A 26,623-nucleotide genomic window follows, 5' to 3' on the forward strand; every position below is an offset into this window, starting at 1 on the left:
AACCGACCCAATAGGATCGGGCGACCTGTTCACCGCCGTCGACGACGCGTGGCCGAACCGGGACCTGCGGGCCGTGATCATCCGGCCTGGGGCGGGAGGCACCAGCCATGGATGTTGACGAGGTCGTCGCGATGGTCACCTGCCGGTCTGCGGAAGCGTCGGCTGTGCCTCGGGCGACCCCGACTGCCTCGGGCCCGCCCGAGGAGGACTAACGGGAGCTACCGGGTCGGCATAGGGCAGGCTCAGCGCCGGCAGGGGAGAACCTGGATTGCTCCCGCGCACCCCCACGGCTCCGGCCTCGGCTGCCAACGCTTGCCCGTCGAGCGGACCATCGGCTGGATACGCCGGTTCCGCCGGCTCCGCACCCGCTGGGAACGCCGCGCGGACATCCACCAGGCATTCCTGACCCTCGCCTGCTCGATCATCTGCCTACGAAAACTCAAAGGATCATTCTGAAACCAGCTCTAAGAGCCTGTCCTGAATCTTGATGTTGTGGGCTGGCCGTGGCCCGTTCCCGATCTTCGCGGTGTGGTGGCGTGAACGGCTGGGACGGGCTGGTCACGGTCGGGACATGGGACGATCTCGCCGCTATCCCTCGGATATGTCGGATGAGGAGTGGGCGTACGTGGCGCCGCTGTTGCCGCCGGTTCCGAAGGACGGCCGGCCCGAGAGCCATGACCGGCGCGACATCGTGGACGCGATCCTGTACGTGGCCCACAACGGGATCGTGTGGCGGGCGCTGCCGGCGGACTTCCCACCCTGGAAGACGGTCTACGGCTTCTTCGACCGGTGGAAACGCAAGGGCGTCGTCATCCGGGTCCACGACGGGCTGCGCGACCAGTTGCGCCAGGCCGAGGGCCGCCGGCCGCGGCCGACCGCCGGGGTGATCGACTCCCAGTCCGTGAAGGGCGCCCAGACCGTCACCCACCCCAGCCGTGGCTACGACGCGGGCAAGAAGGTCAACGGCCGCAAGCGGTTCATCGTCGTCGACACGTTGGGCCTGCTGCTGGGGGTACTCGTGCTGCCCGCCAGCCGCCAGGACCGCGACGGCGCTCGCCAACTCCTGCTCGACCACTACTTCACCACCCCGACGTGTCGGCACCTGTTCGCCGACGGCGGCTTCGCCGGCAAGTTCGTCACCTGGGCCACCGACATTCTCAAGACCACCGTCGAGGTCGTCCGCAAGAAAGACGGACAGAAAGGCTTCACCGCCCTCCCGAAACGATGGGTCGTCGAGCGCACCCTGGCCTGGCTCACCGCGCACCGCCGCCTCGCCCGCGACTACGAACGAGACCCGGCAAGCTCGGTCGCCTTCATCCGCTGGGCCATGATCCGCACCATGGCCCGCCGCCTCGTCCGCGGCAAGCCCGTCGAACGCTGGACGGCCCGCGAGCAACCGAACACGGCGAGCTGATAGCCCTTCAAGATTCAGGACAGGCTCTAAGGGAAGCAGCGGTGTTCCAGTGCCGGTAGGCGGTAGCGAAGGCGAGCACGCAGCCCCCGGCGTCCTGGCTCGGCTCGCCATGATGGCACCGACACTCGTCCGCCCGCCAGGCACATCCGAGCCAGCATCGCAGGACCCGCTCGGCGCCTCGCGGCGGACCGGGTGACGAAGGCCTACGGTTCCTCGTTCTCCTGATCCCTCAGGTAGTCGTATGTACGGCGCGGCGGGGCACTGTTGCCTTCGGGGCGCGGATAAAGCGTCGTGAGCAGGGTCGCGAGATGGTCGGCGAGGCTGCGGTGGCGGGGGTCATCCGGTGGGTAGGCGGCCATCGCCGTGGTCAGCATCTCGATGGCCTTGTTGTGCTCCGCCGGATCGGAGGGACGCCCCAGGACGTGCATGGCGCGGGCGACCGCACGGTCATGGTCGGCCTGCGCGACAACACGTCGCCAGGCATCAAGCCACGCCGCTCGGTCGCCGCCGGGCACACGACAGACTGCGAGGATGGTCCGCAACGTGTGTTCGGACGGCCTGCCGTTCTTCAACGCGTCATGCGCTGTCTGAAAGGGGAGCGCCCGCGGCAGATTCAGCATGCGCGCCCGCCGCTCCATATCCCGGAACGACAGGCCCCTACTCTGCCGAAGCCCGTCGAGCGCCCTGGCAAAGTCCTCGGCTGTCCGCACGTCCTCCGGGCCCGGCAGCCTGGAGGCCTCGACGGCGCCTTCCCCGCCGCCAGCCTCGCGCCGGGTCCAGGCCTGGTGCTCGCGGGCGACGATCGCATGTTCCTGCTGCCAGACTTCCCGCTCGTCCTCGGACACACCGCAGGCCGTCAGGTAGGCGCAGGTGACCGACCAGGTCGGCATCTTCCGTCCCGCTGCGGCGGCCGCCAACGTCGGCTTCGAGCAGAGCGCGACCTTCGCCATCAGGTCAAAGGTCATCTCCGGTGGCCGCAGGTCCCGCAGACGCTGCGCGAACGCGGCCACCGGACCGCCGGCGGGATCGATCGGTCGTTCGGGTCGGCCCGGACGACGCTTGGCCGGATCCCTCGACACCGGTCAGCCCGGCTGCTTCTCGCCGCCCAGCATCTGGCGCCTGATCTCGGCCGCCGCCGCGGCGGCGGCCGAGATCAGGCCGAGCGTGGTGACCGGGTCGTAGCCATAGCGCCTCAGCACAACGACGACCACGATGACGAGAACGAGAACGAACAGGTGCAGGAGCACCGCCCACCAGGACGTCTGCTCAGATGAACCCGCGCGCTTCGCGCGCCAGATGCGGCTGGTGCGTGCGCCCACGGCACAGCCCCTTTCCAGAAGACAACGTGCTGATTACAGGTCCGGACGGGTCTTGCGACGAGCAGCCAGCACGTCGATCCGCCGGTAGCCAGCCGGCGAAAACGTGTGGCGTTACGGCGATGATGCAGGCCTACCGGGCCGTATGACAGGGACAGCGACCACCGTGTTGTCTGTTTCGACTCCGCATCGCGTTGGGACGGTCAGCCCAACAATTCCACGGCGCGGGCGTTGTCGAAGGAACAGCCACCTAACAACTATGAAAGCGCAGGTCAGAAGGCTTTTCGTCCGGGTGTATCCGAACGTCTGGCCGAACAGGCCTCCGATCCCGTCTACTAGGACCCGCAGCCGTACGCCGCCTAGGCGGCTGGCTGCACCGAGGCGGCGTCTGAATTGGTCCGGACGGCAACTCGGCGGAGCGGGCCCTCCACTAGCCATGGAGGGCCCCTCCCACCTCCCCGACGCCGAGTCGATGCTGGCGCTGCTGCACCACCGGCTTCAGGAGATCACCGACACGCTCGTGGAGCTGCTGATCTCGATGGTGCACCGGATCGGCGCGCGCGCGGACAAGAAGGTCATCGAGGAGCTGGTCAACGCGTTCAAGCGGGTGACCGGCAAGGAGAACATCCTGTTCGCGATCGCCGAGGCCTCGCTTAGCAGCCCGGATGAGCCGGTCTGCGAGGTGGTGTTTCCGGCGGTGGCCGGCGGGGAGCAGACGCTGCGGGACCTGGTGCACGAGTTCAAGACCAAGGGGCCGGTGTACCGGCGCACCGTGCAGACCACGCTGAAGGCCTCGTGCTCGAACCACTACCGGCGCGGGCTGATCGCGCTGCTCGACGTGCTGGAGTTCCGGTCGAACAACGCCGCCCCGGGCAGGAACCTGAACCCAGCGAACTTCGAGACCGGAGCCGGTGGACGACGAAGGCAGCGAGCCATCATCCGATCAGCCTGGGCGTCGACCGCGACCCCGCCTCCGACGAGTGCAACAAATCCTGCTATCGCATGGTTGTGCCTCCGTCGACGCTGAGTACCTGGCCGGTGACCCATTCGGCGTCGTCGGAGAGCAGGTAGGCGACGGCCGCCGCGATGTCCTTTGGCTGGCCGAGCCGTGGCGCCGCGCAGAGGTCCAGGACCTGCCGCGAGATGGCGTTCGCTCGGGCGAGCACGCCCTCGGTCAGGACGTAGCCCGGCGACACCACGTTGGCGCGGATGCCCTCCTTACCCCATCGGTGAGCGACATGGCGGGACAATGCCAGCAGCCCGCTTTTGGCTGTGGCGTAGGAGACGCGGCCCGACCCGCCGGTGAACGCCGCCGCCGACGCGGTATAGACGATGGCGCCACCGCTCCTGGCGCGCAGCTCGGCGAGGACGCGCCGAGTGACCAGAACGTGGCCCCGCAGGTTGACGGCGATGGTCCGGTCGAAGACCTCCAGGGGGACGGCTTCGGCGTCCGTGTCACGGCCGAGCGTGCCGGAGGAGAGATCCGCCGCATTGACATGCACGGCGTCGAGACCTCCAAAGATCTCGACGCTCCGGGTCACGAGTTCGTCGACGGAGGCCTCGTCGGCGATGTCGAACGGGATCGGGGCGGCCTTGCCACCGTCCTGGCGGATGGCGGCCGCCACGCGCTCGGCGTTGCCGGCGTCGATGTCGCCGACGACGACGAAGGCGCCCTCCTCGGCGAGGCGTATGGCGGTCGCGGCGCCGATACCCGACCCGCCGCCGGCGACGAGCGCGACCTTGCCGGCGAGGCCTCTCATGGCCGGTTCCCAGCTGGCGCGAGTACGACGACGGGGATGGCTCGGTCGGTGCGCGTCTGGTATGCGTCGTAGTTCGGCCAGAGGTCGGCCATGAACTTCCAGAGACGTGGCTTCTCGCTGTCGGATGCCGTTCGGGCGATGACCGGGATGTGCTCGGCCCTGACCTGGATCTCGGCCGCTGGACGTGCCCGGAGGTTCAGGTACCACGACGGATGCTTCGGAGCCCCACCGGTCGAGGCCACGACAAGGTAGTCGTCGCCGTCACGACCGAAGATCAGCGCCGAGGTCCGAGGCTCGCCCGTGCGGCGCCCTGTCGCGGTCAGCAGCAGGATCGGGACGCCGTTCCACAGGTACCCGACCTCGCCTCCGGTCTCCCGGTAGGCGCGGACATGGTTGTCCTTGAGCAGGGTCAGATCGTGCTGAGTGTAGGTCGGTTCGGTCATCGGGACTCTCCTTCGGCCGGCCGGCCGAAGGAGACCGGAGGCGATCGCCTCCGCTCGTATCTGGCGATCCGGGCAGGGCGGCGGCAGCACCGAGCCGACGGGCCGCTCAGCCGGGTTGGTCGACGGCCGGTGCAAGTTGGATCCATAATTCACTTTGCCGGCCGGATGCGCTAGAACCGGCTCATGCCGCGCGGTACGCGCTCGTGCCGCCGCCGGCATCGCTCCTGGGAGGACGCATGCAGCTCGATCATGTCCAGTTCGAGGTCGACGACCATGTCGGGATCATCACGCTGAACCGGCCAGAGGCCGCCAACGCCCAGAGCCAGAAGGTCCTGATGGAGCTGGACCAGGCGTGGCAGGCGGCGGACGAGTCGTCCGAGGTGAAGGTCATCGTGCTGCGGTCGAGCGGTAAGCACTTCTCGGCCGGTCACGACATGAGCGGCAAGCAGACGTCCACGATCGACCGCGAGATCCCGCTGCCCGACGCGCTGTACGACTGGGAGACCCGCCACTACTTCCACTACGCCAAGCGCTGGCGGGAGGTCCCCAAGCCGTCGATCGCCGCGGTACAGGGCAAGTGCATCGCCGCCGGGCTGATGCTGTGCTGGCCGTGCGACCTGATCGTCGCCGCGGACAACGCCGAGTTCTCCGACCCGGTGCTCTACATGGGCATCTGCGGCGTCGAGTACCACGCTCATGCCTGGGAGTTCGGCGCCCGCAAGGCCAAGGAACTGCTGTTCACGGGTGGGTCAATCACCGCTGAGGAGGCGCGCCAGATTGGCATGGTCAACAAGGTGGTGCCCACCGACGACCTCCTTCCCGCCACCCTTGAGCTCGCCCGCCGTATCGCCGCGCAGGACAGCTTCGCGCTACGGATGGCCAAGCGGGCGATCAATCGCACCCTCGACATCCAGGGCTTCGCGAGCGCGCTTGAGGCCTGCTTCGACATGCACCACTTCGGCCACACACGAGCCAACGTCGTCACCGGCGGTACTCCCTCATTGGCAGCCCTCACCGCGATGAAGGAGCGAAGCACCGCCCGGTGAGACCAGCGCTGGCGGCGTAGGAGCAGGGATGGTGGCGCCGGCCGCAGCCGGTTCGGCCGTTGTCCTGACATCGTCGGCGTGCCCGTACCGGTGGTCATTCGGCCGGTCGCCGCATCCCTGCACCGGCCGCCCTGCCGGGACTCGACTGGCCACTGTCCTGAGGAGAGGTGATCAGAAGATGGCCGTCGAACTTGCGCTGACTCCGGACAGCCGGTGGGACATCGACACGGACGGGCTGGTGCGGGCGGCCCGCGACGCGGGATTCTCGGCGCTTGGTATCCCCGCCGGCCGGGTGAACACCGAGGCCGCCGCGTCCTTCGCGTCCGCGGGGTTGCACTGCCATGAACTGCTGGCACTCGTCATCGCCGAGGACGAGACGGCGACGGTGTTCTCGGCGCAGCGGCTGGCCGAGGCGGCCGCCGTCATCGGCGCGCGCTGGGTCAACGCCGTTTTCCGGGTCGGCCTCACAGACGAGACCGCCAAGGTCATCGAACGATGCGCCGCGATCCTCGCCGAGGCGGGGGCAGGCATGGCCGTCGAGTTCAGCCCGCTCGGTCCGGTGACGTCGATCAGGACCGGCCTGGAGGTCGTGGCGGCCGCGGGAACCGACCGGGCGGGCCTGCTGATCGACACCTGGCACTTCTTCCTCGGCGACAGCACCTGGGAGGACCTGGCCCACGTCCCGTTGGAGCAGATCGCTTACATCCAGTTCGATGACGCGCCAGTGCCGGAGTCGGACAACCTGATGCGCGAGACGATGCACCGCCGGGTGATGCCAGGCGATGGGGTCTTCGAACTCGACCGGTTCGCGTCCACGCTGCTGGACCGAGGCTTCGACGGCGTGGTGAGCGTCGAGGTGCTCAACCGGGAGCTGCGCGCCCTGCCGGTACCCGAGTTCGCTCGCCGGGCCTACGCGTCGTCTGCTCGGTACTGGTCCTGATGCGGGTCGAGCTGGCCTACGGGCCGGGAACGGTCCCGGTCGACGTGCCCGACAACGCCCACGTGTTGCGCCGACCGACCGGCCCGGTCTTCCCGACCCGGCGGCGGCGCTCGTGACGGCGCTGCGCCGGCCGCTGGTCGGTCGGCCACTGCCCGATCTGGTGGCACCGGGCACGACGGTCGTGATCGTGTTCCCGGACATCACCCGACCCATGCCCAACCGGGTCGTGCTGCCCCCGCTGCTGGCCGAGCTGGAGCGGCTGGGCGCGGGGCCGCACGAGGTCACCCTGCTGTGCTCCACCGGAACACACCGGCCGGCCACGGCCGAGGAACTTGCGGCGCTGGTCGGCCCCGACATCCTGGCCCGCTATGCGGTGCACCAGCACGTCGCCACGGACGGCGACCACGTCGAGGTGGGGACGGTCGACGGGACGCCGGTGCTGCTCGACCGCCGCTACGTCGCGGCCGACGTGCGCATCGTCACCGGCTTCGTCGAGCCCCACTTCTTCGCCGGTTTCAGCGGCGGGCCCAAGGCGGTCTGCCCCGGCGTCGCCGCCCTCGAGACGATCCTCGCGGCCCACAGCCCCGCGCGCATCCTTCATCCGCGTTCCACCTGGACCGAGCTGGACGCGAACCCCGTGCACCGCTTCATCGCGCGGGCGGCGGCGCTCCTGCCGCCGGACCTCTCGGTCGACGTGGCGATCAACAGCGCCCGTGAGGTCACGGCGGCGTTCGTGGGCACACTTCCGGGCGCGCATCGCGAGGCGTGCGCGTTCGTGCGGCGGACCGCGGTGCACACCCTGCCGGCGGCCTGCGACATCGTGATCAGCAGCAACGCCGGCCTGCCCCTGGACCGCAACCTGTACCAGACGGTCAAGGGCATGGCGGCCGCCGAACGGGTGGTCCGGCCTGGCGGTGACATCGTGATACTGGCCAGCTGCGTGGACGGGTATCCCGACGAGGGGGCCTTCGCGCGGATCATCAGGTCGGCGACATCCGCCGCGGCGCTCACCGACCCGGACGTCGCCGCCTCCCAGGACACGTGGCAGACACAGGTGTTCGGCCGGGTGCTCTCGACGGCGACGGTCCACCTGTACACCGAGGGCTTGTCGGCCGACCAGGTGCGGGCCGCGCACCTGCGGCCCGTCGAGGACCCGTCCGCCACCGTCGCCGAACTGCTCGGCCGAAGGGGCACGGACGCCACCGTCTGCCTTCTTCCCGAAGGACCTCTCACCGTGGCGACAGTCGCGGGCGCGATCGAGAGCCATCCGTGAGATCGGTACGGCACCGCCAAGTTCGACGAGCACCTCGAGATCAGGTTCCTGACCTGGCAGGTGGCCTGAATGACTAGGAGCGACATGGGCGTGAGACCGATCCGGTTCGGGACGGGACCCGGGCGGGTTTCCGACCGCGCGGCGCTCCTCGAGGCCGGGCGGACCATCGAGAAGCTCGGCTACGCGACCTTCGCCATGGCCGACCACTTCATGCTGCCGTTCGCCCCGCTGCTCGCGCTGCAGGCGGTCGCCGACGCGACGAGCACGGTGCGGCTCACCCAGACCGTGCTCAACCAGGACTTCCGCCATCCCGCGGTGCTCGCCAAGGAACTCGCCACCCTCGACGTGCTGTCGGGCGGCAGGCTCGAGGTGGGCATCGGCGCCGGGTGGATGCGGGCCGAGTACGCCGAGGCCGGCCTCCGCTTCGACGACGCGCCGACCCGCATCGACCGTCTCGAGGAGGTGGTCGTCATCCTCAAGGGCCTGTTCGCCGACGGCCCCTTCACCTTCTCCAGACGTCACTTCGGGATCACCGACCTGGAGGGAACGCCGACACCGACGCAGCGCCCCCGCCCGCCGATCATGATCGGCGGCGGCGGTCGCCGGCTGCTGTCGGTCGCCGGCCGCCAGGCCGACATCGTCCAGATCATGCCGCGCATCTCGGGCGGGTCGCCCTCGCCCGAGTCCCGCCCCTTCGCCGCCGAGACGTACGAGGAGAAGGTCGGGTGGGTCCGCGCGGCCGCCGGCGATCGTTTCGACGAGCTCGAGCTCGGCGCCCAGCTGCTGAACGTCACGATCACCGACGACCCGGCCGGCGGGTTCGACGCGTTCTTCGAACGCTTCACCCGGCAGCTGAGGTCGCGGGAGGGCGCCGTCCCCTCGAAAGAGGAGCTTCGCGCGTCGCCGATGGTCGCCGTCGGCCCGCTCGACGAGGTCTGCGCGAAGCTCCGCGACACCCGGGACCGCTTCGGGATCAGCTACTTCTCCGCGCCGCTCGGGGCGACCCCCGAGTCCCTGGCCCCCGTCGTCGAGCGGCTGTCGGGACGGTAACGGCATGGGACCAGAGCGGCTTTGGAGAGATCGATGACTCGAATGCTGACCATGGAGAACGTCGAGCGTTCCTTACCGCTGCTCGACGAGGAAAGCCGACCGTTCTGGGAGGCCGGCCGCGACGGTCTGCTCTCCTTCGTGTGCTGCGATGGCTGTGGCGCACTGCTGCATCCGCCGCAGCCCGTCTGCCGTTACTGCCGATCCACTGATCTGGGGCGTAGGGAGGTCCCGGGGAGTGGTGTCGTCGCCGGGGTCACGGTGAACCACCAGCCGTGGGACCCCCGGATGCCACCGCCCTACGCGGTCGCGACCGTCGTTCTCGACGCGGATCCCCGGGTCCGGCTGACGACCAACCTCGTCGACGTCGACGCCGACGAGCTCAGGGTCGGCATGCGCGTCGTTCCCAGGTTCGAGCACCGTGGCGATGTCTGGATTCCGCTCTACGTTCCCAGCGGTGAGCCCGACGCCGACCTGCCAGCGGACGAGATCGCCCCCGAGGACCACCGGCTGCGCGTTCGGCCGATGGCGCGCTCGGACCGGTTCGAGGATCGGGTGGCCATCACCGGCATCGGCACCTCGCCGATCGGCCGACGGCTGATGCGACCGCCCCTGTCGCTCACGGTGGAGGCGGTGACGGCCGCGGTGGCCGACGCCGGGCTGGACCTGGACGACATCGACGGCCTGTCCACCTACCCGGGAACGCCGGCGACCGGCGGGATAGGCGAGGGTGGAGTCAGCGCGCTCGAGGACGCCCTCGGCCTACGGCCGACCTGGTACAACGGCGGCGGCGAGACGTTCGGCCCCGCCGGGTCGGTGATCGCCGCGATGCTCGCCGTGGCGGCCGGCCTGGCGCGTCACGTCGTCTGTTTCCGCACCGTCTGGCAGGCCACCTTCGCCGCCCGGCAACGGGCCGCGGGCCCGGGCGGCGCCAGCCCCTACGGGATGGGGAAACACGAGGGCCGGGTCCCCGGGTACAGCGGGCCCTACGGGGTGGGGTCGGCGGCGATCACGCTGGCACTGCGCGCGTCGCATCACTTCGCCCGGTACGGCACCACCCGTGCCGCCCTCGGCCAGATCGCCGTCACGCAGCGGGCGAACGCCGCGCTGAACCCCTCGGCGGTCTACCGGGATCCGCTCACGATGGACGACTACCTGTCGGCCCGCACCATCAGCACCCCGTTCGGGCTCTACGACTGTGACGTGCCCGCCGACGGGTGTGTGGCGGTCGTCGTGTCCGCGATCGAGGCCGCCCGCGACCTGCCGCGGCCTCCGGTGCTGGTGGAGGCGGTGGGCACGCAGATGACCGAACGGATCGCCTGGGACCAGGCGACGGTCACTCACGAGCCGCATACCCTCGGCCCGGCTGCCCATCTCTGGACGCGTACGTCGATGGGCCCCGACGATGTGGACGTCGCGTTGCTCTACGACGGGTTCACCTTCAACTGCCTGTCGTGGATCGAGGCTCTGGGGTTCTGCAAGATCGGCGAGGCGGGGGACTTCCTGGCCGAGGGGCGCAACATCGCCCGGGAAGGCGGCGCGATCGCGCTCAACCCGCACGGTGGTCAGCTGTCGGCCGGACGCACCCACGGCATGGGGTTCGTCCATGAGGCGGTCGTGCAGCTGCGGGGCGACGGGGGAGAACGCCAGGTGCCGGGGGCGCGGGTCGCCGTCGCCACCAGCGGGGGACTCACACCCGCGGGGGTGATCCTGCTCCGGCGGGACTGACCCCGGCGCCGTCTCGTGGGGAGCCTTCAGCCAGGACGCCGCGGCGGGCGAGGTCCTGGACGACTGCCTTTCCCGCGGCTCGGAAGTCCTCGACCCGGTGGTGGGACGCCTGCTCCGGCTCACCGGCAGCGATCGCTTCCACGACCCGGCCGTGCGCGAGGGCGCTGGTGCCCGGCGGCTGGCCGCTGTGCACCCGGAACACCCAGGACAGATACCCGGCGAAGGCGCGCAGCTGCGCCAGCAGACGCCGGGAACCGCCGGCGCGGTGTTCCGCCCGCAGGATCTCCTGGACGAGCTCACGCATCCGGTCCGGCGATCCGGCCGCCTCGAGTTCGCGCACCAGCCGGCGAAGCTCGGCGATGACCTCCGGGTCCGGCCTGGTCGCCAGCCGGGCGACCGCCACGCCGCTCAACAGACCCATCACCTCGAAGTCGTCCAGGATCGAGTCGGCGTCGAATGGCTCGACGAAAACTCCCCGATGCGGCCGGCTGGACACGATCCCGTCACGTTCCAACATGACGACCGCTTCGCGGACAGGACTCCGGCTGATCTCGAGGATCTTGCTCACGTTGATGATGTCGATGCGCTGGCCCGACCGCAGCCGTCCCTCGAAGATCTCCTCCAGGAGATAGTCGACGACCTGGCTACTGGCCTTCTCTAGCTTGATGGGATGCGAAACCACGATCAGCCGCCACCGACACCGTCGAGGAGCCCCCCGACCTCGACGCAGATCTTCGGCATCTGGGTGATCGTCCCCTTCTCCCTTTCGCCTCGCCGTCGGGTCACGACGGCGGGCGCGCACATACGCCCGAATTTTAGTGGTGCGTCGACAGCACCCCGCAGGTCAGCCGCCCTGACGCGCCGACCGCCGGAACACGGCACCAGACATGACCTCCTGAGACTGGCGCCGAGGCGGTCGAAGCCACCGCCGACGCCGTGACCGGAGCCGGCGGCGGTTCGGCGATCAGGCGGTGGTGCCCAGGACGTCGTCCGCCCAGGCCGTGAGCTGTGGGGCCAGGAGCGGCCAGCGCACGAAGATTCCCTTGTCACGCTCGGCCTGGCGTTCGTGCCACTCGCGGTCACCCCACGGCGGGTCGACCAGGCGCGCGTTCGGCAGCAGTTTCGCGATGCGTTCCGACACCCAGCGCGGATGGTTGCCGTCGCTCACGCCGCTGTTGAAGACCATCGCCGGTGGCGCGATGGTGGCCAGCTGGTCGTCGGGCAGGCCGGGAATGACCTCGTCGTCCCGCGGGATGAAGGCGCGCAGCCACCGGTCCATGGTCTCCAGGAACACGGCCGGGTCCTGGTCGAGGATCCGCTGCCGGTTCTCGGGGTTCTTCGTGATCTGTTCGGCCCAGTCCGGCAGCGCCGCGACCCCGGCCATGCCGGTCCGCCAGCATTCGCGCATGGACGGTGTGCAGTAGACGTTGCCAAGGACGAACAACTCGAACGCGCCTCCGCTGGGCCACCAGAGCGCGAGTGCCTTCGCGGTCGCGGGATGGCGGCTCTCGGCCAGGAGGGAGACCCGGGCTCCGGCCGACCCGGCGGCGAGGACGGCCGGAGCCATGTCCAGGTGCTCGAGCAGCGCGGCCAGGGTGTCGGCGTGCAGGTTCGATTCATTGGAGCCCTCGAAGCAGACGTCCGACTCGCCGCAGTTCGGGCGGTCCCAGATCAGCACTCGGCCGTCATGCCTGGCCAGTTGTTCGGCCAACTGCGCCAGCCCGGGGGTTTCCCGGGAGTACCGGCCGCCCGGGGCCAGCGCCCAGGAGCGCCGCCCGTCGCCGATGATGTCAAAGCCGATGGTCAACCCGTTCACCTTGGCTCGTGCCATATCGATTCCCCTGAAATCGCGTGTGCTGGTCAGTTGCCGGCGCCGCTGGCGGCGGCCTCGACGAGGCGTCCGACGCCGAAGGCGCCGGCGAGCGTCGTGCGCAGGCCACGACGGCGGTCGCCGATCCTGCTGCCGACCGCCGCGTGCAGGAACCGCCGGTTGTCCCATCCGACGACGTCGTCGACGGCCCAGCGATGCTTGTAGACGTACCGGCCCTGGAGCATGTGGTCGCACAGGTACGCGAACAGCTCGTCGCTGTCCACCGGCTCCATCCCGAGGAAGAAGTCGAACTCCTTCGGGCTCAGGAACAGGCAGGTACGGCCCGACTCCGGATGCACGACCACCGCCGGATGCACGACCGACGGCGGACTCGCGCCGCGCCGCCCACCATCGGCCGCGCGCCCCGACAGCCCTGCCTTCGCCCACTCCTCGTCGGTGAGTGGACGCACCGTCCGCCAGATCGCCCCAGGTCCGGTCTGCTCCATCGGCGAGCGCCGCAGGGTGGCCCGGTACTCCAGTCCGGCCAGGCGGGCCTTCACGTCGTCCGGCAGGTCGTCGTATGCCCGCGCCGTGTCGGCGAACATCGTCTCGCCGTCGACGTCCGGCGTGACGAGGATCCGCAGCAGCGCACCCGTCGAGATGTTCGGGGTGTAGGCCGTGTCCCGGTGCCAGGGAATCGTGCCGACCTTGATCTCCGCGTCGTCATAGACGTAAGGCCGTGAGATCTCGTCGCCGACGACCATGAACAGGTCGTTCTCCGGGGCACGGACACTGGGGAGCGGATGGATCTCCAGCTCGCCGAAACAGCGGCTCAGCGCGATGTGCCGCTCGATCGAGTCGACATCCCGGAACAGCAGGAGCCCGTACTCGAGCCACGCCGCGAACAGGTCATCCCGCACCGCGGGGTCGCCGGGGTCGCTGGTGAGGTCGACGATCTCAGCGCCGACGGTCAGCGGGCGAATCGAGAAATGCTCGGCCACGTGCGGCCTCCTCCCGGATCGGAACGCCCCGCGGGACGTCTCCTGGTTCCAGGACCGGGTCCTGGGCGGGCCGGCATGCAGACCGGGGCGGTCCTGTCCGCCGAATCACCCGCGCTCTCCGTAGGTACCTCCCGATGCATGATGGATTATGGATCCACATGAGCTAGCCGTCGAGCGTTCGTGGTACGGGAGGCCGGGTGGGAGCTCGCCATCGAGGGCTGGAGCGGATCGATCACCTCCGCCGTCGCGCGGCGCTGTCCCGTGGCGTCGGGGGCGTCGGGCCTACGGCACCAGGCCGGCCCTGCGTGCCGTGTTCACGGCGGCGATGCGATTGTGTACACCGAGCTGCTGCATGATGCTTCGCAGGTGCGACTTGATGGTTTCCGGCCTTACCGCGAGGAGTTTCGCGGCCTCCGCGTTGGAGTGGCCTTCGGCGATAGACCGGATCACCTCCAGCTCGCGTGGCGTCAGGCTGGAGACGGAGTCATGGTCGGCTACCTGATCCGTGTATCCATAGCAGATATACAACAGTTGGCGGATGGACTCGACCCGAGTCCGCACGGCCTGGTCGTCGTCGGACCGATCAGTCAGTCCTTCGAGTTCGGCCTCGATTCGGAGAAGAGTTTTAAGGCCCGGGGCGGGTGGTCGTGCGTCCGGAACGATCCCGGTGTTTCCCTTGAGGCCGCCGCCGTGGTACGCGAGGAATCGCTCGAATGCGCGAGCAATGTCGACGAAGGTGTCGCTCACGTTTGATCCGATCTGCTCCCTTGACCTTGTGGCGGCGTACATCACCGCCCAGGTCCCCCCGGCCCTGCGGATCGGGACGGCGGCGACAGCCAAATCGTCGGTGGAGGCGGGCCGGCGCTTCGACGGGCGTGGTGGGTCTGACCGGTCCGCCCCCGCCGCCGCGTTCTTGTTGATCTTTTTGGTGGCGGCGCTGGTAGTCTCGTGCGTGCGGGTCTGGCCGTGAGGTGGCTGTGCACCGTGGAGGGCTCGTATTGTAGTCCGGTGCCGTTCACATGGGAGGTTCGGCGGCGAGCCTGGATGATCCTTTTGATCCGCCGGAGGATCCTGCCGAGCGGGCTGTCTACCTGCGTGGGCGGGCGGAGCAGGCGCGTGCCCAGGCTCTGTTCGGGACGGTGACGAGGGAGACCTGGCAGTCCGACCCTTCGCTGCTGGTCCAGGTGAAGGCAATTCTCTCGGTGCCGCCGGAGCAGCGGCTGCGGATGCTGATGGCGGAGCACGCGGTGTTCGCGAGCGCCCGGCTGGTCGTCGAGTGATCGATATTTAGGTGCGCGCACGCTGATGCGTGATGCAACACGAGGACCTGCGTCTAGCCCGCCCCATGGAGGCACGTCCGCCGGTGGTCCCGCGCGCCTGATCAGGATGAAGAACCGAATCCCTGTCACGACGCTCGCGATTCGAGAAACCTGAAGAGATGTTCGAAGAGTGCCGCCGTTGCCGCATCGGAACCATCGCCGACCATTCTTTGCCAGGCGCCTTCAGGCTCGTCCGGAAGGCGGCCATGGAGATCAGGATCGGCCACGCGAGGTTGGCTCCATGTCCTAGCTGGTCCGCTAGCCATTCTCGAAAACCCGCGAGCAGCGCGCAACCCTGCCAACGCCTATCGTGCGGCGGTGATTTGTTCTCGGAGAATGTCACCATGGCCGGCGTGACGGGCGAAATCCTCGATCAGGAGCAGGTAGACAAACCGCAGACTGACATCGCCAGCGCGGGGGTGCGGCTTGGTGTCGTCGAGCTCGAAGTCAGCGGCGATCACGCGGGAACGCTCGCTGGCACGCTCAAACTCGGCGATCACGTCGGCCAGCGTTTCGCCGCCGGCGACAACGAAACTGCCGTCGTCACCGGTGGCGTAGCCGTCGCATGCGGACTCGTCCAGGCCGAGCAGGGTGCGTTGGAACCAGATGCGCTCGGCGGTGGCGGCGTGTTTGATCAGCCCGATCGGTGTGGTCAGTGAGACGACCAGGCGCCGCCGTGCGTCGGTCTCGGATAGCCCTCGCGTGGTGTCGATGAGCGCTTGCCGGTTGCGGTCAAGCAAGCTCTCCAACATGAGACGTTCGGGTCCAGCGGTCATTCGGGGCCATATGAACATTAATTGTTCAGCTTTCTGGGTTGAAAGGACATCGACGGATCAGGCCATGGGCGCGTACTCGAGCAGGATGAGGGTCGATCGGACAGGGCTCGTCTCGATCGCCGAGGAGAACACCGATGACATCGGTGCCGGAGGCCCGCCGGGGATGTAGGCGCTGCAAACGCTTCTCGGCCCTTGTCAGAGGGTCCTCGGGGAATGCCGTGTCCAGAGCCGAGGACGAGCCGGAGCGATCATAAGGATAACATCCAAGGGCGCTGTTGCGCCGGCGGGGCCGTGGTCTCTGCGGCGACTGCGGCATGATCGGATGATGGCTCGCTGCCGTCCTCGCCCGCCGGTCCCGGTGTCGGAGTTGGTCGGGTTCCGGTTCCCGTCCGAGGTGATCGTTCTGGCGGTGCGGTGGTATCTGCGGTTCGCGTTGTCGTATCGGGACGTCGAGGAGCTACTCGCCGAACGTGGCATCGATGTTGATCACGTGACTGTGTACCGGTGGGTGCGCCGGTTCACGCCGTTGCTGGTCGAGGCGGCCCGGCCGTGCCGGCACCGGCCGGCCAGTGGATGGTTCGTCGACGAGACCTACATCAAGATCGCAGGCAGGTGGACCTATCTCTACCGGGCCGTCGACCAGCACGGCCAGGTCATCGACGTGCTCGCCAGCGAACGGCGCGACCAGCTCGCCGCCCGCCGATTCCTCCAGCAGGCACTGACCCATGGCTGCCGGCCGGTCGAGGTCACTACGGACAAGGCACTGGTCTACCCGCGGGTCCTCGACGAGATGCTGCCCGAGGCCTGGCACATCGACGCCGCTCGGGAGAACAACAGGATCGAGTCTGACCACGGCCGACTCAAGGCCAGGCTGCGGCCGATGCGCGGGCTGAAACGCCTGCGCTCCGCTCAGACGATCAGCACCGGACACGCCTTGATCCAGAACATCCGCCGCGGCCACTACGAACTCGCCACCGACGTCGATCCGCGGCTGCGGCTATCGGCCGCGTTCTCCGAGCTCGCCGCCGTGGTCTGATCTTCGAGCTTGCCATCGCTTCGGCGGGCACTGTTGCATCGAGGCTCGATGCAACAGTGCCGCCCAAGCTCCACCCCCGGACCAGCTCAATGCATGCGCCCCCGGATTCCGGCGGGGACTGCCAGCGCGGTCGCAGCTCGGGCAGAGGTGCTCAGGGCGAAGTTCAGAACCGGTCGTGGGCGAGATGCGTCCGAGTTGCCATGAGGGGCATCCTGCGAGCACAGGCGTTGATCGTCTTGGTAGTGGGCCACATTGTTCTGGCCGTGGGGGCGGTGCTGTTGCCCTGGGCGGACAACGACATTACCGGGGCCGAGACCGCGCTCGACGTCCTCACAGATGCCGACCCTGTCATCGCCGCTGTCTTGGGGCTGGGCATCGGGGTGGCGGTCGCGCTGGAGATGGTCTTGGCCAGGGCGGCATCTTCCGGGCGGCCTGCTCACGGATGGTGGGTGGCCGGCCTCGCCGCCGCCCTGTGTGCTGTGCTCGCGGCTGTCCATTGCATCGTCACCGTCAGGTCCGAGACTGCCCGTGCCTACATGACGGATCCGGCAGGCAACCTGTTCGAACCGGTCGCCAACAGCCGCCCGGGTCTGGGCCTGCTGTCGGCGACCGGTCTCGGCCTGCTACTGCTGGCCATTCATGTCGCGTCACTCATAGGAAGCATACGAGCGCACCGCGTGTGAGCCCGGACACCGCGCCGGGTCAGATGCGGGTCAGCACCAGCCCATCTGTGGGCTCCGTGGCGGCGCGGCGATCCGGCTGCATGGCGATGGTCGGGCCTAGCCTGGTCGATCACCGAACTCGACCGCTGGGGACGGCTGAGTCCGTTTGCTGAAGCCCGTCCGGGGCTGTTGCATTCGGAGGGCCGGGGCGTCCTCGCCGCGGCGAGGACGCCCTCGCTTGCCATCGCCTCGGTCTCGTCGTGGTGAATCGGTCGATCATCCGGCGGGCCTCTGGGCGGTCCTCCGGGACGACACCGGTGAGCCGGGAGATGACGATGGAAGGCAGCCGGGCGCCGAAGTCCCGGACATAGTCGAAACCGGGCCTGCGACGTGGGGATCGAGCAGCTCCGCGCAGGTCTCGGCCTACCTGCGGGGGCCTGTCCCGGCGCGCTGCGGGCCGCGCAGAACGCCTACCCTGTCCGGCTCCCCGGGGTTCAGCATCCGTGGATGGTGGGTCCGGTCTGGGTGGTGTCGAGGGAGAGGTGGTCGGCCACCGCGGTGATCTCTATGCCGTCGGGGGTGGTTCGGGCCGCGGTCAGCTGAAGGTTCATGGGTAGGCCGGTCAGCGGCACAGTGGTAGTGAGGGTGTCGACCGCGCCGGTCGGGAGCTGGAAGGAGCCCAGGCCCTTGACGCCGAGGCCGGTGGGAGCGAGGGTCAGCCGGTTGTCTGTGACGCTGGCCTGCAGGTCACCGAACGCGGTGACCGACCCGAGCATCGGCACGTCGACCGGCGCTGAGAGCCGGAGGGCGCGGCCGGCGGGGGTGACCCGCAGGTGTCCGGGTTCGGTGGAGAGGAAGGTGTTGAGATCGGGGTAGGTGATCCGGACGGTGCCGACGGCGCGGTCGATCGAGATGGTTGTCAGTTTGTCGGCCATCGCCTTGCGCAGGGGGACATGGACGCCCTGCAGGTGCACTTTGATGTCATCGACGCAGAGGGTCGGCACCGCGATCCGGCGGACGCCGAGCTCGATGTCGCGGTAGCGGCCGGTCGCCACCTGGGTGAGGAATGGGACGCCACCGATGGACACCGTCGGCGGGTTCGGCAGGTGCTGGCTCTTCTGGATCTGGCTGACCATCTGGCCGGCCGCCGCGTGGGCCGCGACCCGGTCCCCGACTCCGAGCAGCACCAGCTGGCCGACCAGGAGCACGAGCAGAACGCGTCGCCACCGGCGGCGCCGTCGGTGGCGACCGGGCGGTCCGTCGGCCGGCTCGGTCGTCGCGGGCTGCCTCGGGCGCCCTCGGGGATCAGTTTGATCGGCGGTCCTCGGCCCGACGTTGGCCGGCCCAACCATCTCGGCCGGGGTCGTGTCGGGGCCCTCGGACCACCGTGACGGGGCGGAACCGGTCGAGGGCCGTCTGGGCCGAGTTTCATGGGGACTGTTTCGCCCGCTATTCACGTTCTCAACGCTCCTGTCCGTGCTTGAAGCGGTCCGACGAGGCTCGGAATTCCGGCAACATGGTTGTCATGTGCCAGCGTCGCTTTCGCTTTCTCGTCGAGCCTGTCCGGAGCCCGCTGGCACGTCGTCGTCCCCGCGCCGACATTTCCTGCTACGTCTTTCGTCGTACGTCGCGTGCCGTCATGGTGTGGCGGCTGGGCGGGAGGTGGGTTCTGCGGGTCCAGCCGGTGGATCGGGTGGGTCGCGCACGCTGCGCCGGGGTGCGAGGCGGATCGTGAGCCGGCGAGGCTCCTGCTGGCGGCGCTGCCAGGCGGTACGTACTGCACTCGTGGTACGGGGAACTGTCGGCGTAGGGATGACGACCGGGTGGGGGTCTGCAGGGCAGCCTGGAACGGAACCCGAGAAGAGGCGGAGACCTTTCGTGGCGAGTTTCCCGTATCGGCTGGGCCGGCTCGTCTATCGGCGATGGCGAGATGTCGTGGCGCTGTGGACGGTGGTGCCGGCGACTATTACCTTCGCCACAGCGAAGACACCGCCGGCTACCGGCGAGGCGTTCTCCCTTCCCGGTACCACTAGTTCCGCGTGCGCCGAGTCCGCCGCGGTCCGATGAGAATTCCCCGCCCCGAGGGCCGTCCCGACGACGCTGTGCCGCACCGGCCGGCGGACACGTACCGTAGGCGCCACAGTTACGGCACCCGACCGAAACTCGTGATCATGGCGATGGGCTGGCGACGGTTCGCGAGCGACCACCACGGGCTGGCCACAGCGGTGGTCGCACTGCTGATGTTCGTCGCGGCCGGGCCCGGTAGCCGCCTCGCTCCCGGCAAGGACACCCGCCCGGACTCCGCCTGGCCGGCGGTGATACTCGCCGCGATCTCCTGCCTGGCGCTGCTATGGCACGAACGGCGGCCACGCACGGTCGTGACGGTTGTTGCCGTCTGCACTGCAGGCATGGCGTTGCACGGCTACCTCCTGAGCATGCTGCTGATCGCCCCGGCTATGGCAGCTCTCTATTGGCTGGCCGACCACACCGACCGCAGGACCGCGATCGTGTTCACCGGCGCCACCGCCACTGTCGTCGTGACGGCGGCGCTGATCGGTGACCCAGCCAGCTACCCGCTGGTGCTGAAGACCATCGGTCCGATCGCGTGGCTGATACTCCCCGCCGCACTCGGTAACACCGCGCGGCTACGCCGTGGCTACCTGGCCGCCGAGCGGGCCCGCGCCGAGCACGCCGAGCACACCCGGGAGCAGGAGGCCCACCGGCGTGTGATCGACGAGCGCACCCGGATCGCCCGCGAACTGCACGACGTCGTCGCCCACCACATCACCCTGGCCAACGCCCAGGCCAGCACCGCCGCCCACCTCTCCACGACCCGCCCCGAGCAGACCAGGGAGATCCTGACCGGCCTCACCGCGACCACCTCGGCCGCGCTTCGGGACCTCAAGGCCACCGTCGGCCTGCTCCGCGCCGACGACAGCCCACACGCGCCGTTGGAACCCGCCCCCGGACTTGGCCGGCTACCCGACCTGACCGCCGCGCTCGCCGCGGCCGGGCTCACGGTCACCGTCGACGTGGCCGGGAATCCGAGGCCGCTGTCCCCCGGAGTCGATCTGACCGCGTTCCGCGTCATCCAAGAGGCACTGACCAATGTGGCCAAACACGCGGCCACCAACACCGCACACGTACAGATCACCTACTACCGCGACATGCTCACCATGAGCGTCATCAACGACGGCGCCGCGACCAGGCGGCCGCACCCCACGACAGCCGCCACCCAGGAGGAGCCGGATGCGACCGGCGGCGGGCAGGCGACCGGCGGATTCGGCCTCATCGGCATGCGCGAACGTGCCCGCTCGGTCGGCGGCGAGTTGACCGCCGGCCCTCGACCCGAGGGCGGCTTCCAGGTGGCCATGTGTCTTCCACTGCAGCCCACCCCCGTGACGAAGACAGGGACCGATGACGATCCGCATACTGCTCGCCGACGACCAGGCCCTGCTGCGGGCGACATTCCGGATGCTGATCGACTCCCAGGCGGACATGACGGTCGTCGCTGAGGCCGCCGACGGCGCAGAGGCAGTCACCCGCACCCGTCAGCACAGCCCGGACGTCGTCCTCATGGACATCCGGATGCCCGGCACCGACGGCCTGACCGCGACCGCCACCATCGGCGCCGACCCGGACCTGGCCGCCACCAGGATCCTCATCCTGACCACCTTTGAACTCGACGAGTACGTCGCCCAGGCACTGCGCGCCGGTGCCAGTGGATTCCTCGGCAAGGACGTCGGCGCTGACGAACTGCTGTCCGCGATCCGGCTGGTGGCCGCTGGCGACGCGCTGCTCTCGCCCGCCGCAACCCGCGCGCTGATCACCCGCTTTCTCGCCGTGCCCGAACCCAGCACCGCCCGCGCGACCTCCGACACGCTGAACGTCCTGACCACCCGCGAACGAGAGGTAGTAGCGCTCGTCGCCGAGGGCTACTCCAACGACGAGATCGCGGCCCGCCTCGTCATCAGCCCACTCACCGCCCGCACCCACGTCCATCGGGCTATGACCAAACTCCACGCCCGCGACCGCGCCCAACTCGTCGTCATCGCCTACCAGACGGGCCTGGCCATTCAGCCTCGCCGACCCGAGGCGGAACGGAACCGGCCTTGTCAGGGGCGGCACTAGCGTTACAGGCGCAGCGGTCGGGCGGTCGGGGCGCTCCAGTGCGCGGGGTCTTCCCAGTCGACGCCGGGTACGTCGATGAACAGTTCGATCTCGTTGCCGTCGGGGTCTGAGAGGTACAGGCTGTGGGTGAGCCCGTGGTCAGTGGCCCCGTGGATGGGAACGTCGTTGGCCACCAAGGTCGCGAGAACCTCCCGCAGCTCGTCATCGCTTGTGCCGACCCTCAGCCCGAAGTGGTAGAGGCCGACGTGACGTCCGCGCTGCAGGGGGGCCGCGGACTGGCCGACTTCGAGGAGCAACAGCTCGTGGTGGGTACGGCCGCCAGCGTTGAAAGCCATCCCGCGGTAGGGCAGGGGCCCGTCGCCCGAGTAGGCCGGGCGCCAGCCGAGGATGTCACGGTAGAAGTGGGCCGACCGGTCCAGGTCGCGCACATACAGGACGAGGTGTCCGAGCTCTTTGATCTCCACGTCAGGTCTCCCGATAGGCCGAGGGGCGAATTGATCTGTTTGCCAGCGGATTGAAGGGACGTGGTCGCGCCGCGAGCTGACGTCCGTGGCTACCGGGATCCGTACTGCGAAGCCGTCGCGAGCGTCTCCGACCTGGCGGCGGACGCCGAGAGGACCGGCGATCCAAGGCAGCCCCGCTGCCCGGGCTGGAGATGTCTGCGGCCCTGTTCGGAGGACCCCGGCTGGTGCCACGCCGTTTCGTGGTGGGCAGGTACCAGCCGGGGTCACCGGCCGTACGGGTGTGCCTCCGGTTCTGGGCTGACGGAGCGGGGCGCGTCCTGTCAGTCGTCGATCTCGACGACGATCTTTCCACGGGCGGTGCCGCTGGCGAGGGTGGCGAGCCCGTCGGTGGCCTGCTCGAGGGGCAGGACGGTGGTGACGTCGACCTTCAACCTGCCGGCGGCGGCCTGCTCGGCGAGCTCCGCGACGACCTCACGGACGGGAGCGGCCATGACGCCGGTGCCGGTCAGACCGACGGCGGCGAGGGCCTGTTCGTCGGCGGCGCCCAGGGTGCTGGCGACCTTGCCACCCTTGCGGACCGCGCCGAGGGGTGCACTGTCGGCGGTGTAGGCGACGAGGTCGATCAGGGCGTCGACACCGTCGGGATACGCGGCGTGCACCTGCTCGATGACTGAGCCGGCGGTGTAGTCGATGACGATGGTCGCACCCAGCGCGGTCAGTCGATCGGCGTCCACCGCGGTGCTGGTGGCCACGACCGTGACGCCGTGGGCCGCGAGCAGTTGGACGACGTAGGAACCCACGCCACCGCTGGCGCCGACGACGAGGACAGTCTGGCCTTGCTCGGGCTCGACGGCGTCGACGGCGGCCTTGGCGGCGGCCGCGGCGAGGGGAAGCGCCGCGGCCGTGGTGAAGCTGAGACCGGCTGGCTTGCGGGTGACCGCGGCGGCGGGCAGCAGTGCGTACTCGGCGAGGGTGCCGGCCTGGATCGGCGGAGCTAGCAGCATGTGGCCGATCACCTCGTCGCCGACGGCGACGTGGGTGACGCCGGCTCCGACCGCCTCGACGACGCCCGCGGCGTCACGGCCGAGGACCAGCGGGTACATGTGCGGCAGCATCTCGGCCATCATCCCGGCGGCCAGGGCGTTGTCGAGGGCGTTGAGACCGGCCGCCTTCACCCGGACCAGGACCGTGTCCTCGATCGGTCCCGGGATGGGCAGGTCGGACAGACGAGGCTGCTCGCCCGCGGCCGGGACATTCAATGCGCGCATGTGTGCTCCGTAGCAGATCGGGATCGATGACGACCCAGGCGGGTGGGTGAGTGTCGCGGCTCGGCTCTTCGCCGCGGCCGGCCAGTGCTCAAGTTGAAGCTTCAACTCAAACCTAGAGAGCATCACTTGAAGTGTCAAGTGACCAACGGGTTGGTTTGGTTGATGGTTCAAGCTAGGCTGATGGCGTGGACGCGCAGCAGCCGCGCTGGCTGACCGACGAGGAGATGCAGATCTGGCTGACCCTGGCCAGGGTGCTGATCAGGCTTCCGGCCGCACTCGACGACCAGCTCCAGCGGGACGCTGGGATCAGCCACTTCGAGTACCAGGTGCTGGCCGGGCTGTCCGGAGCCCCCGGGTGCACCCTGCGGATGAGCGTCCTGGCCGTCTTCGCCAACGGATCACTCTCCCGGCTTTCTCACGTGATCGGGCGGCTGGAGAAGGCGGGCTGGGTACGCCGCGCACCGGACCCCGGCGACGGTCGCTACACCCTGGCGATCCTCACGGACGCGGGCCGGGAGAAAGTCGTCGCGACCGCCCCCGGGCACGTCGAAGCAGTCCGCGCCCTGGTCTTCGATCCCCTCACTCGCACGCAGCAGCGGCAGTTGGGCGACATCGGGCGCCGCATCGCTCACACCGTCGACCCCGCCGGAAGCGACCTCGACAAGCTCACCAGCTGACAGGGCACTGTTGCATCCGGCGAAGCCAGGCGATCTTGACAGGAAATTTTGTCGCGCGAAGCCCGCGGGGACCACCGATCGGACTCGCGGGGGCGGTCGGTCGAGCCGTCAGAACGCCTGGTCGCGAGAAGATTTACGGCCAAGATCTCCCGGCTTGCCTGGATGCAACAGTGCCCCTCCATCGACTACCACGGCGGCACCGGCGCGATCCGGGCCTTCGACTACGACCAGCTCGGCCGGATCACCTCCGACACGGCCAGCGGCCCCGGCGGGACGCTGCGCGCCCAGACCTACGGATACGACGACAACGACAACCTGACCTCGACCACAATCACCGGGTCCGGCGTCGCCGGCGCTGGTACCCAGAGTTACGGCTACAACAGATCAGCGACTACGCCAAATCGTTGACCGGGCAACGTTGCCTGAAGTGGCACTGGAAGAGCCGGGGCTACACGTTCGTCCCACCCTAAGGCTCTGCACGGCCCGCTCCACCGCGGCCACGTGCGCGCCCGCCGGCGGCCAAGGCCACGATCTGGCCGCCGGCGGTGCGGGAGGACGCTTCAGGCCCGATGCCACCAGGCGTGCGCGAAGGCGTCAGGGAGGTTGGCCCGGTATTCGAACACCATCGCAGGGTGGCCGTTGATCGTCGAGGCCGCCGGGGCGTGGCCGCCCAGGGGACCCTCGCCGAGGATGTGGGCGCGGGCCTCGCCCCAGGTCTGAGCCGACGGCACGGCCCCGGAGCCCCAGTCGCCGGCCCAGGCGGGCACCGCTCGCCCGCCGATCGCCGCGTCGGCCGCCGGGCGCACGGCCGGCCGCATCGCGGCGAGGATCCGCGCCGGCGGCGTCTTGGGCAGGACCTCCCACATGGTCTTGGCCGCCAGGAGGTTCAGCGCCCGGGGGTGCTTGGTCCAGACCTGGGCCAGCCTCAGGACCGCGGACATCACGAGCGCGTAGCCGACCTTCTCGCGCTCGTCCAGCGTGCCCAGGCCGGGGTCACCGGTGAACCTCTCCACGTACCACGGCAGGGTCAGGTACTGGTGGACCTGGAACTTGGCGCGGTCGGCCGCCGTGACCCCGGTGCCGATCTCCAGTGCGGGGACGCCGACCGTGGCATGCTTCGACGTTCCCTGGACGGACCCGCCGCCGTCGATCCGGTGCACGACCTGTCCTGGGTTGAAGATAGTGATCTGATAGGCGCCGACCTCCTGGGTCACCAACGCGCGCCCGACCGACTGCTCGATCGTCGAGATCACGGCCCGCAGAGCGCGCACGCGCCTGTCCCAGCCGTCGTCGTCGGCCCGTTCGGTCGGCGTCGTCCGGAGCTCGATCGTGAAGACGCCCGGGCTCACCTGGAGATCCTTCGTGATCTGGACGAGCACCCCCTGGTCGCCGAGCCGGGTCACGGTCCCGAACAGGTTCCAGTCGCTCGCCGACATGCGGACGAACGCTGGCAACTCCTCCTCCGTGCCGAGCGACACGCCGGTGAACGCGGTGCGATAGTCATGCCGCGCGAAGTCCTGCTCTGCGACCGCCGAGCGGGCCATCACGTTCTGATAGATGTCGGCAAACATGGCCGAAGTCTTTGTCTTCAACTCGGTGATCTTGGCGAGCGTCTCCGCGTTCGCCTGTGCTGCCTGCGCCGCCCGCGCCATCTCCTCGAGTTCCTGCAGGTTGGCGAGAAGATTGGCAATCTCGTTCCTCTGGGTCTGGTTCGCGTAGTCGTCGAAGCCGAACGGCACTCGCTGCGCCGCCGTGCGTTCTGCCATCGCCCGCATCCTCCACCTGGTGCGCCATTGGGTCATCGTGGCGCACGCCAGTGACAATGCGCCGGGATGGTGGGTAAGGGCGCCCGCCGCCCAGCGCATAATGCCCGCCCACCCGGTGGCTCCGGGAGCCGAACGAAGAAAGTCGGAATATCCGCCCGCAATCTCCGGTATGTCACTACCGCAGCGTGCCGCCCGGCGCCCGGCTCGTCCCAGGAAGTCAGCCGGATCGGGCGGCTGCGGGAGGCACCCGCCGGTGAGGCCAGCCACCATCACGACACGGCGGTCCCGGAACAGTCCCTCCCGCTGCCCGGCGAGAGCGCCAGGGGGAGTGTCCGGGTCCGGCCCGATGTCCAGGCCGCCGGTGAGCTGAGGAGTGTCCTGGAGGCGTGTGCAGGCTCCTCCGACGATGGCGTACGGGACCTGGTGTTCGGCGACCATGCCGTGCATCCCGGAGAGCTGGAGGCGGGGGCGGGCGGGTTTTGTCCGTCACTCGGTGATCAGGCGGGCGTCGGTGAAGACGGCGGGCTCGTCCATGAGCATCTCGAGGCGTTCGGTGGGTGGCGGTGCGAGGATCGCCTTGACCTGGCTGCGGATTGCCGGGTCCGACTGGTAGGTGGTCCGGCTGATCGTCGTCGTCAGTCTTTGCGTGCGTTGACGTGCGAGCTCGGCTCGCTGCCGGAGGTAGGCGGAGCGTGCGGCGGGATCCGTCGGTGGGTCGAGGGGATCGTCGATGTTCATGGCAGGCC

The 26,623-nt window shown here is 69.2% G+C and carries 30 protein-coding genes; 16 read left to right on the top strand and 14 right to left on the bottom strand.

The window, feature by feature from the left end:
- Nucleotides 1-111: 111 nt before the first annotated feature.
- Together FRCN3DRAFT_RS57415 and FRCN3DRAFT_RS0213370 are read left to right on the top strand one after the other, a co-directional pair.
- Entirely contained in the window at nt 112-456 is a 345-nt protein-coding gene (locus FRCN3DRAFT_RS57415; protein WP_342435308.1) for a transposase, read from the top strand.
- 115 nt (nt 457-571) lie between these two features.
- Entirely contained in the window at nt 572-1,414 is an 843-nt protein-coding gene (locus tag FRCN3DRAFT_RS0213370) for an IS5 family transposase (protein WP_027140517.1), read from the top strand.
- Between the two features lie 203 nt (nt 1,415-1,617).
- On the opposite strand, the gene FRCN3DRAFT_RS0213375 is transcribed toward FRCN3DRAFT_RS0213370, so the two are convergent.
- Nucleotides 1,618-2,424: a helix-turn-helix domain-containing protein gene (locus FRCN3DRAFT_RS0213375; protein ID WP_007516208.1), complete on the bottom strand. Its 807-nt coding sequence runs from the start codon at nt 2,422-2,424 to the stop codon at nt 1,618-1,620.
- Between the two features lie 72 nt (nt 2,425-2,496).
- Entirely contained in the window at nt 2,497-2,733 is a 237-nt protein-coding gene (locus tag FRCN3DRAFT_RS54035; RefSeq protein ID WP_007516209.1) for a hypothetical protein, read from the bottom strand.
- Between the two features lie 433 nt (nt 2,734-3,166).
- On the opposite strand from FRCN3DRAFT_RS54035, the gene FRCN3DRAFT_RS55070 reads away from it, so the two are divergent.
- Complete coding sequence (locus FRCN3DRAFT_RS55070; RefSeq protein WP_007516210.1) at nt 3,167-3,757, top strand: hypothetical protein; 591 nt, start codon at nt 3,167-3,169, stop codon at nt 3,755-3,757.
- On the opposite strand, the gene FRCN3DRAFT_RS0213390 is transcribed toward FRCN3DRAFT_RS55070, so the two are convergent.
- Both FRCN3DRAFT_RS0213390 and FRCN3DRAFT_RS0213395 read right to left on the bottom strand, forming a co-directional pair.
- Nucleotides 3,726-4,490, bottom strand: coding sequence for an SDR family NAD(P)-dependent oxidoreductase (locus tag FRCN3DRAFT_RS0213390; protein WP_007516211.1), 765 nt, complete (start codon nt 4,488-4,490; stop codon nt 3,726-3,728). The two genes, FRCN3DRAFT_RS55070 and FRCN3DRAFT_RS0213390, sit on opposite strands and share 32 nt — an antisense overlap.
- Nucleotides 4,487-4,933, bottom strand: a complete 447-nt coding sequence (locus FRCN3DRAFT_RS0213395; RefSeq protein WP_007516212.1) for a nitroreductase family deazaflavin-dependent oxidoreductase — start codon at nt 4,931-4,933, stop codon at nt 4,487-4,489. Before FRCN3DRAFT_RS0213395 ends, FRCN3DRAFT_RS0213390 begins: the two co-directional genes overlap by 4 nt.
- Before the next feature lie 236 nt (nt 4,934-5,169).
- Between FRCN3DRAFT_RS0213395 and FRCN3DRAFT_RS0213400 the strand changes: the two genes are divergently transcribed.
- The 5 genes from FRCN3DRAFT_RS0213400 (at nt 5,170) to FRCN3DRAFT_RS0213425 (ending at nt 10,967) form a co-directional block, all read left to right on the top strand.
- Nucleotides 5,170-5,979 carry an enoyl-CoA hydratase gene (locus tag FRCN3DRAFT_RS0213400; RefSeq protein ID WP_007516213.1) on the top strand — a complete coding sequence of 270 codons (810 nt, stop codon included), beginning with the start codon at nt 5,170-5,172 and terminating at the stop codon, nt 5,977-5,979.
- A 178-nt stretch (nt 5,980-6,157) separates the two neighbouring features.
- Complete coding sequence (locus tag FRCN3DRAFT_RS0213405; protein ID WP_007516214.1) at nt 6,158-6,919, top strand: sugar phosphate isomerase/epimerase family protein; 762 nt, start codon at nt 6,158-6,160, stop codon at nt 6,917-6,919.
- A gap of 112 nt (nt 6,920-7,031) precedes the next feature.
- On the top strand, nt 7,032-8,192 hold the full coding sequence (locus FRCN3DRAFT_RS44360) for a nickel-dependent lactate racemase family protein (RefSeq protein WP_007516216.1): 1,161 nt from the start codon (nt 7,032-7,034) through the stop codon (nt 8,190-8,192).
- A gap of 84 nt (nt 8,193-8,276) precedes the next feature.
- Nucleotides 8,277-9,242, top strand: a complete 966-nt coding sequence (locus tag FRCN3DRAFT_RS0213420; protein WP_007516217.1) for a TIGR03621 family F420-dependent LLM class oxidoreductase — start codon at nt 8,277-8,279, stop codon at nt 9,240-9,242.
- A 33-nt stretch (nt 9,243-9,275) separates the two neighbouring features.
- Complete coding sequence (locus tag FRCN3DRAFT_RS0213425) at nt 9,276-10,967, top strand: thiolase C-terminal domain-containing protein (protein ID WP_007516218.1); 1,692 nt, start codon at nt 9,276-9,278, stop codon at nt 10,965-10,967.
- On the opposite strand, the gene FRCN3DRAFT_RS0213430 is transcribed toward FRCN3DRAFT_RS0213425, so the two are convergent.
- The 4 genes from FRCN3DRAFT_RS0213430 to FRCN3DRAFT_RS51420 form a co-directional block, all read right to left on the bottom strand.
- A complete protein-coding gene (locus FRCN3DRAFT_RS0213430; RefSeq protein WP_007516219.1) occupies nt 10,930-11,649 on the bottom strand; it encodes a GntR family transcriptional regulator in 720 nt (239 codons plus the stop codon). The genes FRCN3DRAFT_RS0213425 and FRCN3DRAFT_RS0213430 overlap by 38 nt on opposite strands.
- A 282-nt stretch (nt 11,650-11,931) precedes the next feature.
- Nucleotides 11,932-12,798 carry an alpha/beta fold hydrolase gene (locus FRCN3DRAFT_RS0213440; RefSeq protein ID WP_007516221.1) on the bottom strand — a complete coding sequence of 289 codons (867 nt, stop codon included), beginning with the start codon at nt 12,796-12,798 and terminating at the stop codon, nt 11,932-11,934.
- A gap of 29 nt (nt 12,799-12,827) precedes the next feature.
- Nucleotides 12,828-13,778 carry a TauD/TfdA dioxygenase family protein gene (locus tag FRCN3DRAFT_RS0213445; protein ID WP_007516222.1) on the bottom strand — a complete coding sequence of 317 codons (951 nt, stop codon included), beginning with the start codon at nt 13,776-13,778 and terminating at the stop codon, nt 12,828-12,830.
- A gap of 282 nt (nt 13,779-14,060) precedes the next feature.
- Nucleotides 14,061-14,525: a LuxR C-terminal-related transcriptional regulator gene (locus tag FRCN3DRAFT_RS51420; protein WP_007516223.1), complete on the bottom strand. Its 465-nt coding sequence runs from the start codon at nt 14,523-14,525 to the stop codon at nt 14,061-14,063.
- Here FRCN3DRAFT_RS51420 and FRCN3DRAFT_RS56155 point away from each other — a divergent pair.
- Nucleotides 14,503-14,748, top strand: coding sequence for a hypothetical protein (locus FRCN3DRAFT_RS56155; RefSeq protein WP_027140547.1), 246 nt, complete (start codon nt 14,503-14,505; stop codon nt 14,746-14,748). The genes FRCN3DRAFT_RS51420 and FRCN3DRAFT_RS56155 overlap by 23 nt on opposite strands.
- Before the next feature lie 49 nt (nt 14,749-14,797).
- A complete protein-coding gene (locus FRCN3DRAFT_RS44370) occupies nt 14,798-15,058 on the top strand; it encodes a hypothetical protein (protein ID WP_007516224.1) in 261 nt (86 codons plus the stop codon).
- Nucleotides 15,059-15,402: 344 nt separating this feature from the next.
- Here the strand turns inward: FRCN3DRAFT_RS44370 and FRCN3DRAFT_RS0213465 are convergent, their stop codons facing one another.
- On the bottom strand, nt 15,403-15,891 hold the full coding sequence (locus tag FRCN3DRAFT_RS0213465) for a DinB family protein (RefSeq protein WP_027140548.1): 489 nt from the start codon (nt 15,889-15,891) through the stop codon (nt 15,403-15,405).
- Between the two features lie 340 nt (nt 15,892-16,231).
- On the opposite strand from FRCN3DRAFT_RS0213465, the gene FRCN3DRAFT_RS0213475 reads away from it, so the two are divergent.
- Both FRCN3DRAFT_RS0213475 and FRCN3DRAFT_RS0213480 read left to right on the top strand, forming a co-directional pair.
- The gene (locus FRCN3DRAFT_RS0213475) at nt 16,232-16,909 is read left to right on the top strand and encodes an IS6 family transposase (protein WP_007516227.1); all 678 of its coding nucleotides are present in this window, start codon (nt 16,232-16,234) and stop codon (nt 16,907-16,909) included.
- A 242-nt stretch (nt 16,910-17,151) separates the two neighbouring features.
- Nucleotides 17,152-17,592 carry a hypothetical protein gene (locus FRCN3DRAFT_RS0213480; protein ID WP_131803649.1) on the top strand — a complete coding sequence of 147 codons (441 nt, stop codon included), beginning with the start codon at nt 17,152-17,154 and terminating at the stop codon, nt 17,590-17,592.
- Between the two features lie 473 nt (nt 17,593-18,065).
- On the opposite strand, the gene FRCN3DRAFT_RS0213485 is transcribed toward FRCN3DRAFT_RS0213480, so the two are convergent.
- Nucleotides 18,066-18,779 (bottom strand): LmeA family phospholipid-binding protein, encoded by a 714-nt coding sequence (locus tag FRCN3DRAFT_RS0213485; RefSeq protein WP_007516229.1) that lies wholly within the window; start codon nt 18,777-18,779, stop codon nt 18,066-18,068.
- Nucleotides 18,780-19,742: 963 nt separating this feature from the next.
- Between FRCN3DRAFT_RS0213485 and FRCN3DRAFT_RS44375 the strand changes: the two genes are divergently transcribed.
- Together FRCN3DRAFT_RS44375 and FRCN3DRAFT_RS0213495 are read left to right on the top strand one after the other, a co-directional pair.
- On the top strand, nt 19,743-21,086 hold the full coding sequence (locus tag FRCN3DRAFT_RS44375) for a sensor histidine kinase (RefSeq protein ID WP_035927762.1): 1,344 nt from the start codon (nt 19,743-19,745) through the stop codon (nt 21,084-21,086).
- On the top strand, nt 20,989-21,702 hold the full coding sequence (locus FRCN3DRAFT_RS0213495) for a response regulator transcription factor (protein ID WP_027140550.1): 714 nt from the start codon (nt 20,989-20,991) through the stop codon (nt 21,700-21,702). Before FRCN3DRAFT_RS44375 ends, FRCN3DRAFT_RS0213495 begins: the two co-directional genes overlap by 98 nt.
- A 2-nt stretch (nt 21,703-21,704) precedes the next feature.
- Here FRCN3DRAFT_RS0213495 and FRCN3DRAFT_RS0213500 read toward each other — a convergent pair whose 3' ends face one another.
- Nucleotides 21,705-22,166 (bottom strand): VOC family protein, encoded by a 462-nt coding sequence (locus FRCN3DRAFT_RS0213500; RefSeq protein ID WP_007516233.1) that lies wholly within the window; start codon nt 22,164-22,166, stop codon nt 21,705-21,707.
- 320 nt (nt 22,167-22,486) lie between these two features.
- The gene (locus tag FRCN3DRAFT_RS0213505; RefSeq protein ID WP_007516234.1) at nt 22,487-23,434 is read right to left on the bottom strand and encodes an NADP-dependent oxidoreductase; all 948 of its coding nucleotides are present in this window, start codon (nt 23,432-23,434) and stop codon (nt 22,487-22,489) included.
- Nucleotides 23,435-23,619: 185 nt separating this feature from the next.
- Here FRCN3DRAFT_RS0213505 and FRCN3DRAFT_RS0213510 point away from each other — a divergent pair, with 185 nt between their 5' ends.
- Nucleotides 23,620-24,111, top strand: coding sequence for a MarR family winged helix-turn-helix transcriptional regulator (locus tag FRCN3DRAFT_RS0213510; RefSeq protein ID WP_007516235.1), 492 nt, complete (start codon nt 23,620-23,622; stop codon nt 24,109-24,111).
- 162 nt (nt 24,112-24,273) lie between these two features.
- Entirely contained in the window at nt 24,274-24,519 is a 246-nt protein-coding gene (locus tag FRCN3DRAFT_RS0213515; RefSeq protein WP_007516236.1) for a hypothetical protein, read from the top strand.
- Nucleotides 24,520-24,671: 152 nt separating this feature from the next.
- On the opposite strand, the gene FRCN3DRAFT_RS0213520 is transcribed toward FRCN3DRAFT_RS0213515, so the two are convergent.
- Together FRCN3DRAFT_RS0213520 and FRCN3DRAFT_RS0213525 are read right to left on the bottom strand one after the other, a co-directional pair.
- Nucleotides 24,672-25,877: a hypothetical protein gene (locus FRCN3DRAFT_RS0213520; protein ID WP_131803650.1), complete on the bottom strand. Its 1,206-nt coding sequence runs from the start codon at nt 25,875-25,877 to the stop codon at nt 24,672-24,674.
- Nucleotides 25,878-26,363: 486 nt separating this feature from the next.
- Complete coding sequence (locus FRCN3DRAFT_RS0213525) at nt 26,364-26,615, bottom strand: hypothetical protein (RefSeq protein ID WP_007516238.1); 252 nt, start codon at nt 26,613-26,615, stop codon at nt 26,364-26,366.
- Nucleotides 26,616-26,623 lie beyond the last annotated feature (8 nt).

Source organism: Pseudofrankia saprophytica (assembly GCF_000235425.2).
Taxonomy (GTDB): Bacteria; Actinomycetota; Actinomycetes; order Frankiales; family Frankiaceae; genus Pseudofrankia; species Pseudofrankia saprophytica.

Excerpts from the sequence above, each read along its gene's own strand:
- FRCN3DRAFT_RS57415 (WP_342435308.1), top strand. The coding sequence starts at position 112 with ATGTTGACGAGGTCGTCGCGATGGTCACCTGCCGGTCTGCGGAAGCGT.
- FRCN3DRAFT_RS0213370 (WP_027140517.1), top strand. The coding sequence starts at position 572 with ATGGGACGATCTCGCCGCTATCCCTCGGATATGTCGGATGAGGAGTGG.
- FRCN3DRAFT_RS55070 (WP_007516210.1), top strand. The coding sequence starts at position 3,167 with ATGGAGGGCCCCTCCCACCTCCCCGACGCCGAGTCGATGCTGGCGCTG.
- FRCN3DRAFT_RS0213390 (WP_007516211.1), bottom strand. The coding sequence starts at position 4,490 with ATGAGAGGCCTCGCCGGCAAGGTCGCGCTCGTCGCCGGCGGCGGGTCG.
- FRCN3DRAFT_RS0213395 (WP_007516212.1), bottom strand. The coding sequence starts at position 4,933 with ATGACCGAACCGACCTACACTCAGCACGATCTGACCCTGCTCAAGGAC.
- FRCN3DRAFT_RS0213400 (WP_007516213.1), top strand. The coding sequence starts at position 5,170 with ATGCAGCTCGATCATGTCCAGTTCGAGGTCGACGACCATGTCGGGATC.
- FRCN3DRAFT_RS0213405 (WP_007516214.1), top strand. The coding sequence starts at position 6,158 with ATGGCCGTCGAACTTGCGCTGACTCCGGACAGCCGGTGGGACATCGAC.
- FRCN3DRAFT_RS0213420 (WP_007516217.1), top strand. The coding sequence starts at position 8,277 with ATGGGCGTGAGACCGATCCGGTTCGGGACGGGACCCGGGCGGGTTTCC.
- FRCN3DRAFT_RS0213425 (WP_007516218.1), top strand. The coding sequence starts at position 9,276 with ATGACTCGAATGCTGACCATGGAGAACGTCGAGCGTTCCTTACCGCTG.
- FRCN3DRAFT_RS0213440 (WP_007516221.1), bottom strand. The coding sequence starts at position 12,798 with ATGGCACGAGCCAAGGTGAACGGGTTGACCATCGGCTTTGACATCATC.
- FRCN3DRAFT_RS56155 (WP_027140547.1), top strand. The coding sequence starts at position 14,503 with ATGTCGACGAAGGTGTCGCTCACGTTTGATCCGATCTGCTCCCTTGAC.
- FRCN3DRAFT_RS44370 (WP_007516224.1), top strand. The coding sequence starts at position 14,798 with ATGGGAGGTTCGGCGGCGAGCCTGGATGATCCTTTTGATCCGCCGGAG.
- FRCN3DRAFT_RS0213465 (WP_027140548.1), bottom strand. The coding sequence starts at position 15,891 with ATGTTCATATGGCCCCGAATGACCGCTGGACCCGAACGTCTCATGTTG.
- FRCN3DRAFT_RS44375 (WP_035927762.1), top strand. The coding sequence starts at position 19,743 with ATGGCGATGGGCTGGCGACGGTTCGCGAGCGACCACCACGGGCTGGCC.
- FRCN3DRAFT_RS0213495 (WP_027140550.1), top strand. The coding sequence starts at position 20,989 with ATGACGATCCGCATACTGCTCGCCGACGACCAGGCCCTGCTGCGGGCG.
- FRCN3DRAFT_RS0213505 (WP_007516234.1), bottom strand. The coding sequence starts at position 23,434 with ATGCGCGCATTGAATGTCCCGGCCGCGGGCGAGCAGCCTCGTCTGTCC.
- FRCN3DRAFT_RS0213515 (WP_007516236.1), top strand. The coding sequence starts at position 24,274 with ATGCAACAGTGCCCCTCCATCGACTACCACGGCGGCACCGGCGCGATC.
- FRCN3DRAFT_RS0213520 (WP_131803650.1), bottom strand. The coding sequence starts at position 25,877 with ATGGCAGAACGCACGGCGGCGCAGCGAGTGCCGTTCGGCTTCGACGAC.
- FRCN3DRAFT_RS0213525 (WP_007516238.1), bottom strand. The coding sequence starts at position 26,615 with ATGAACATCGACGATCCCCTCGACCCACCGACGGATCCCGCCGCACGC.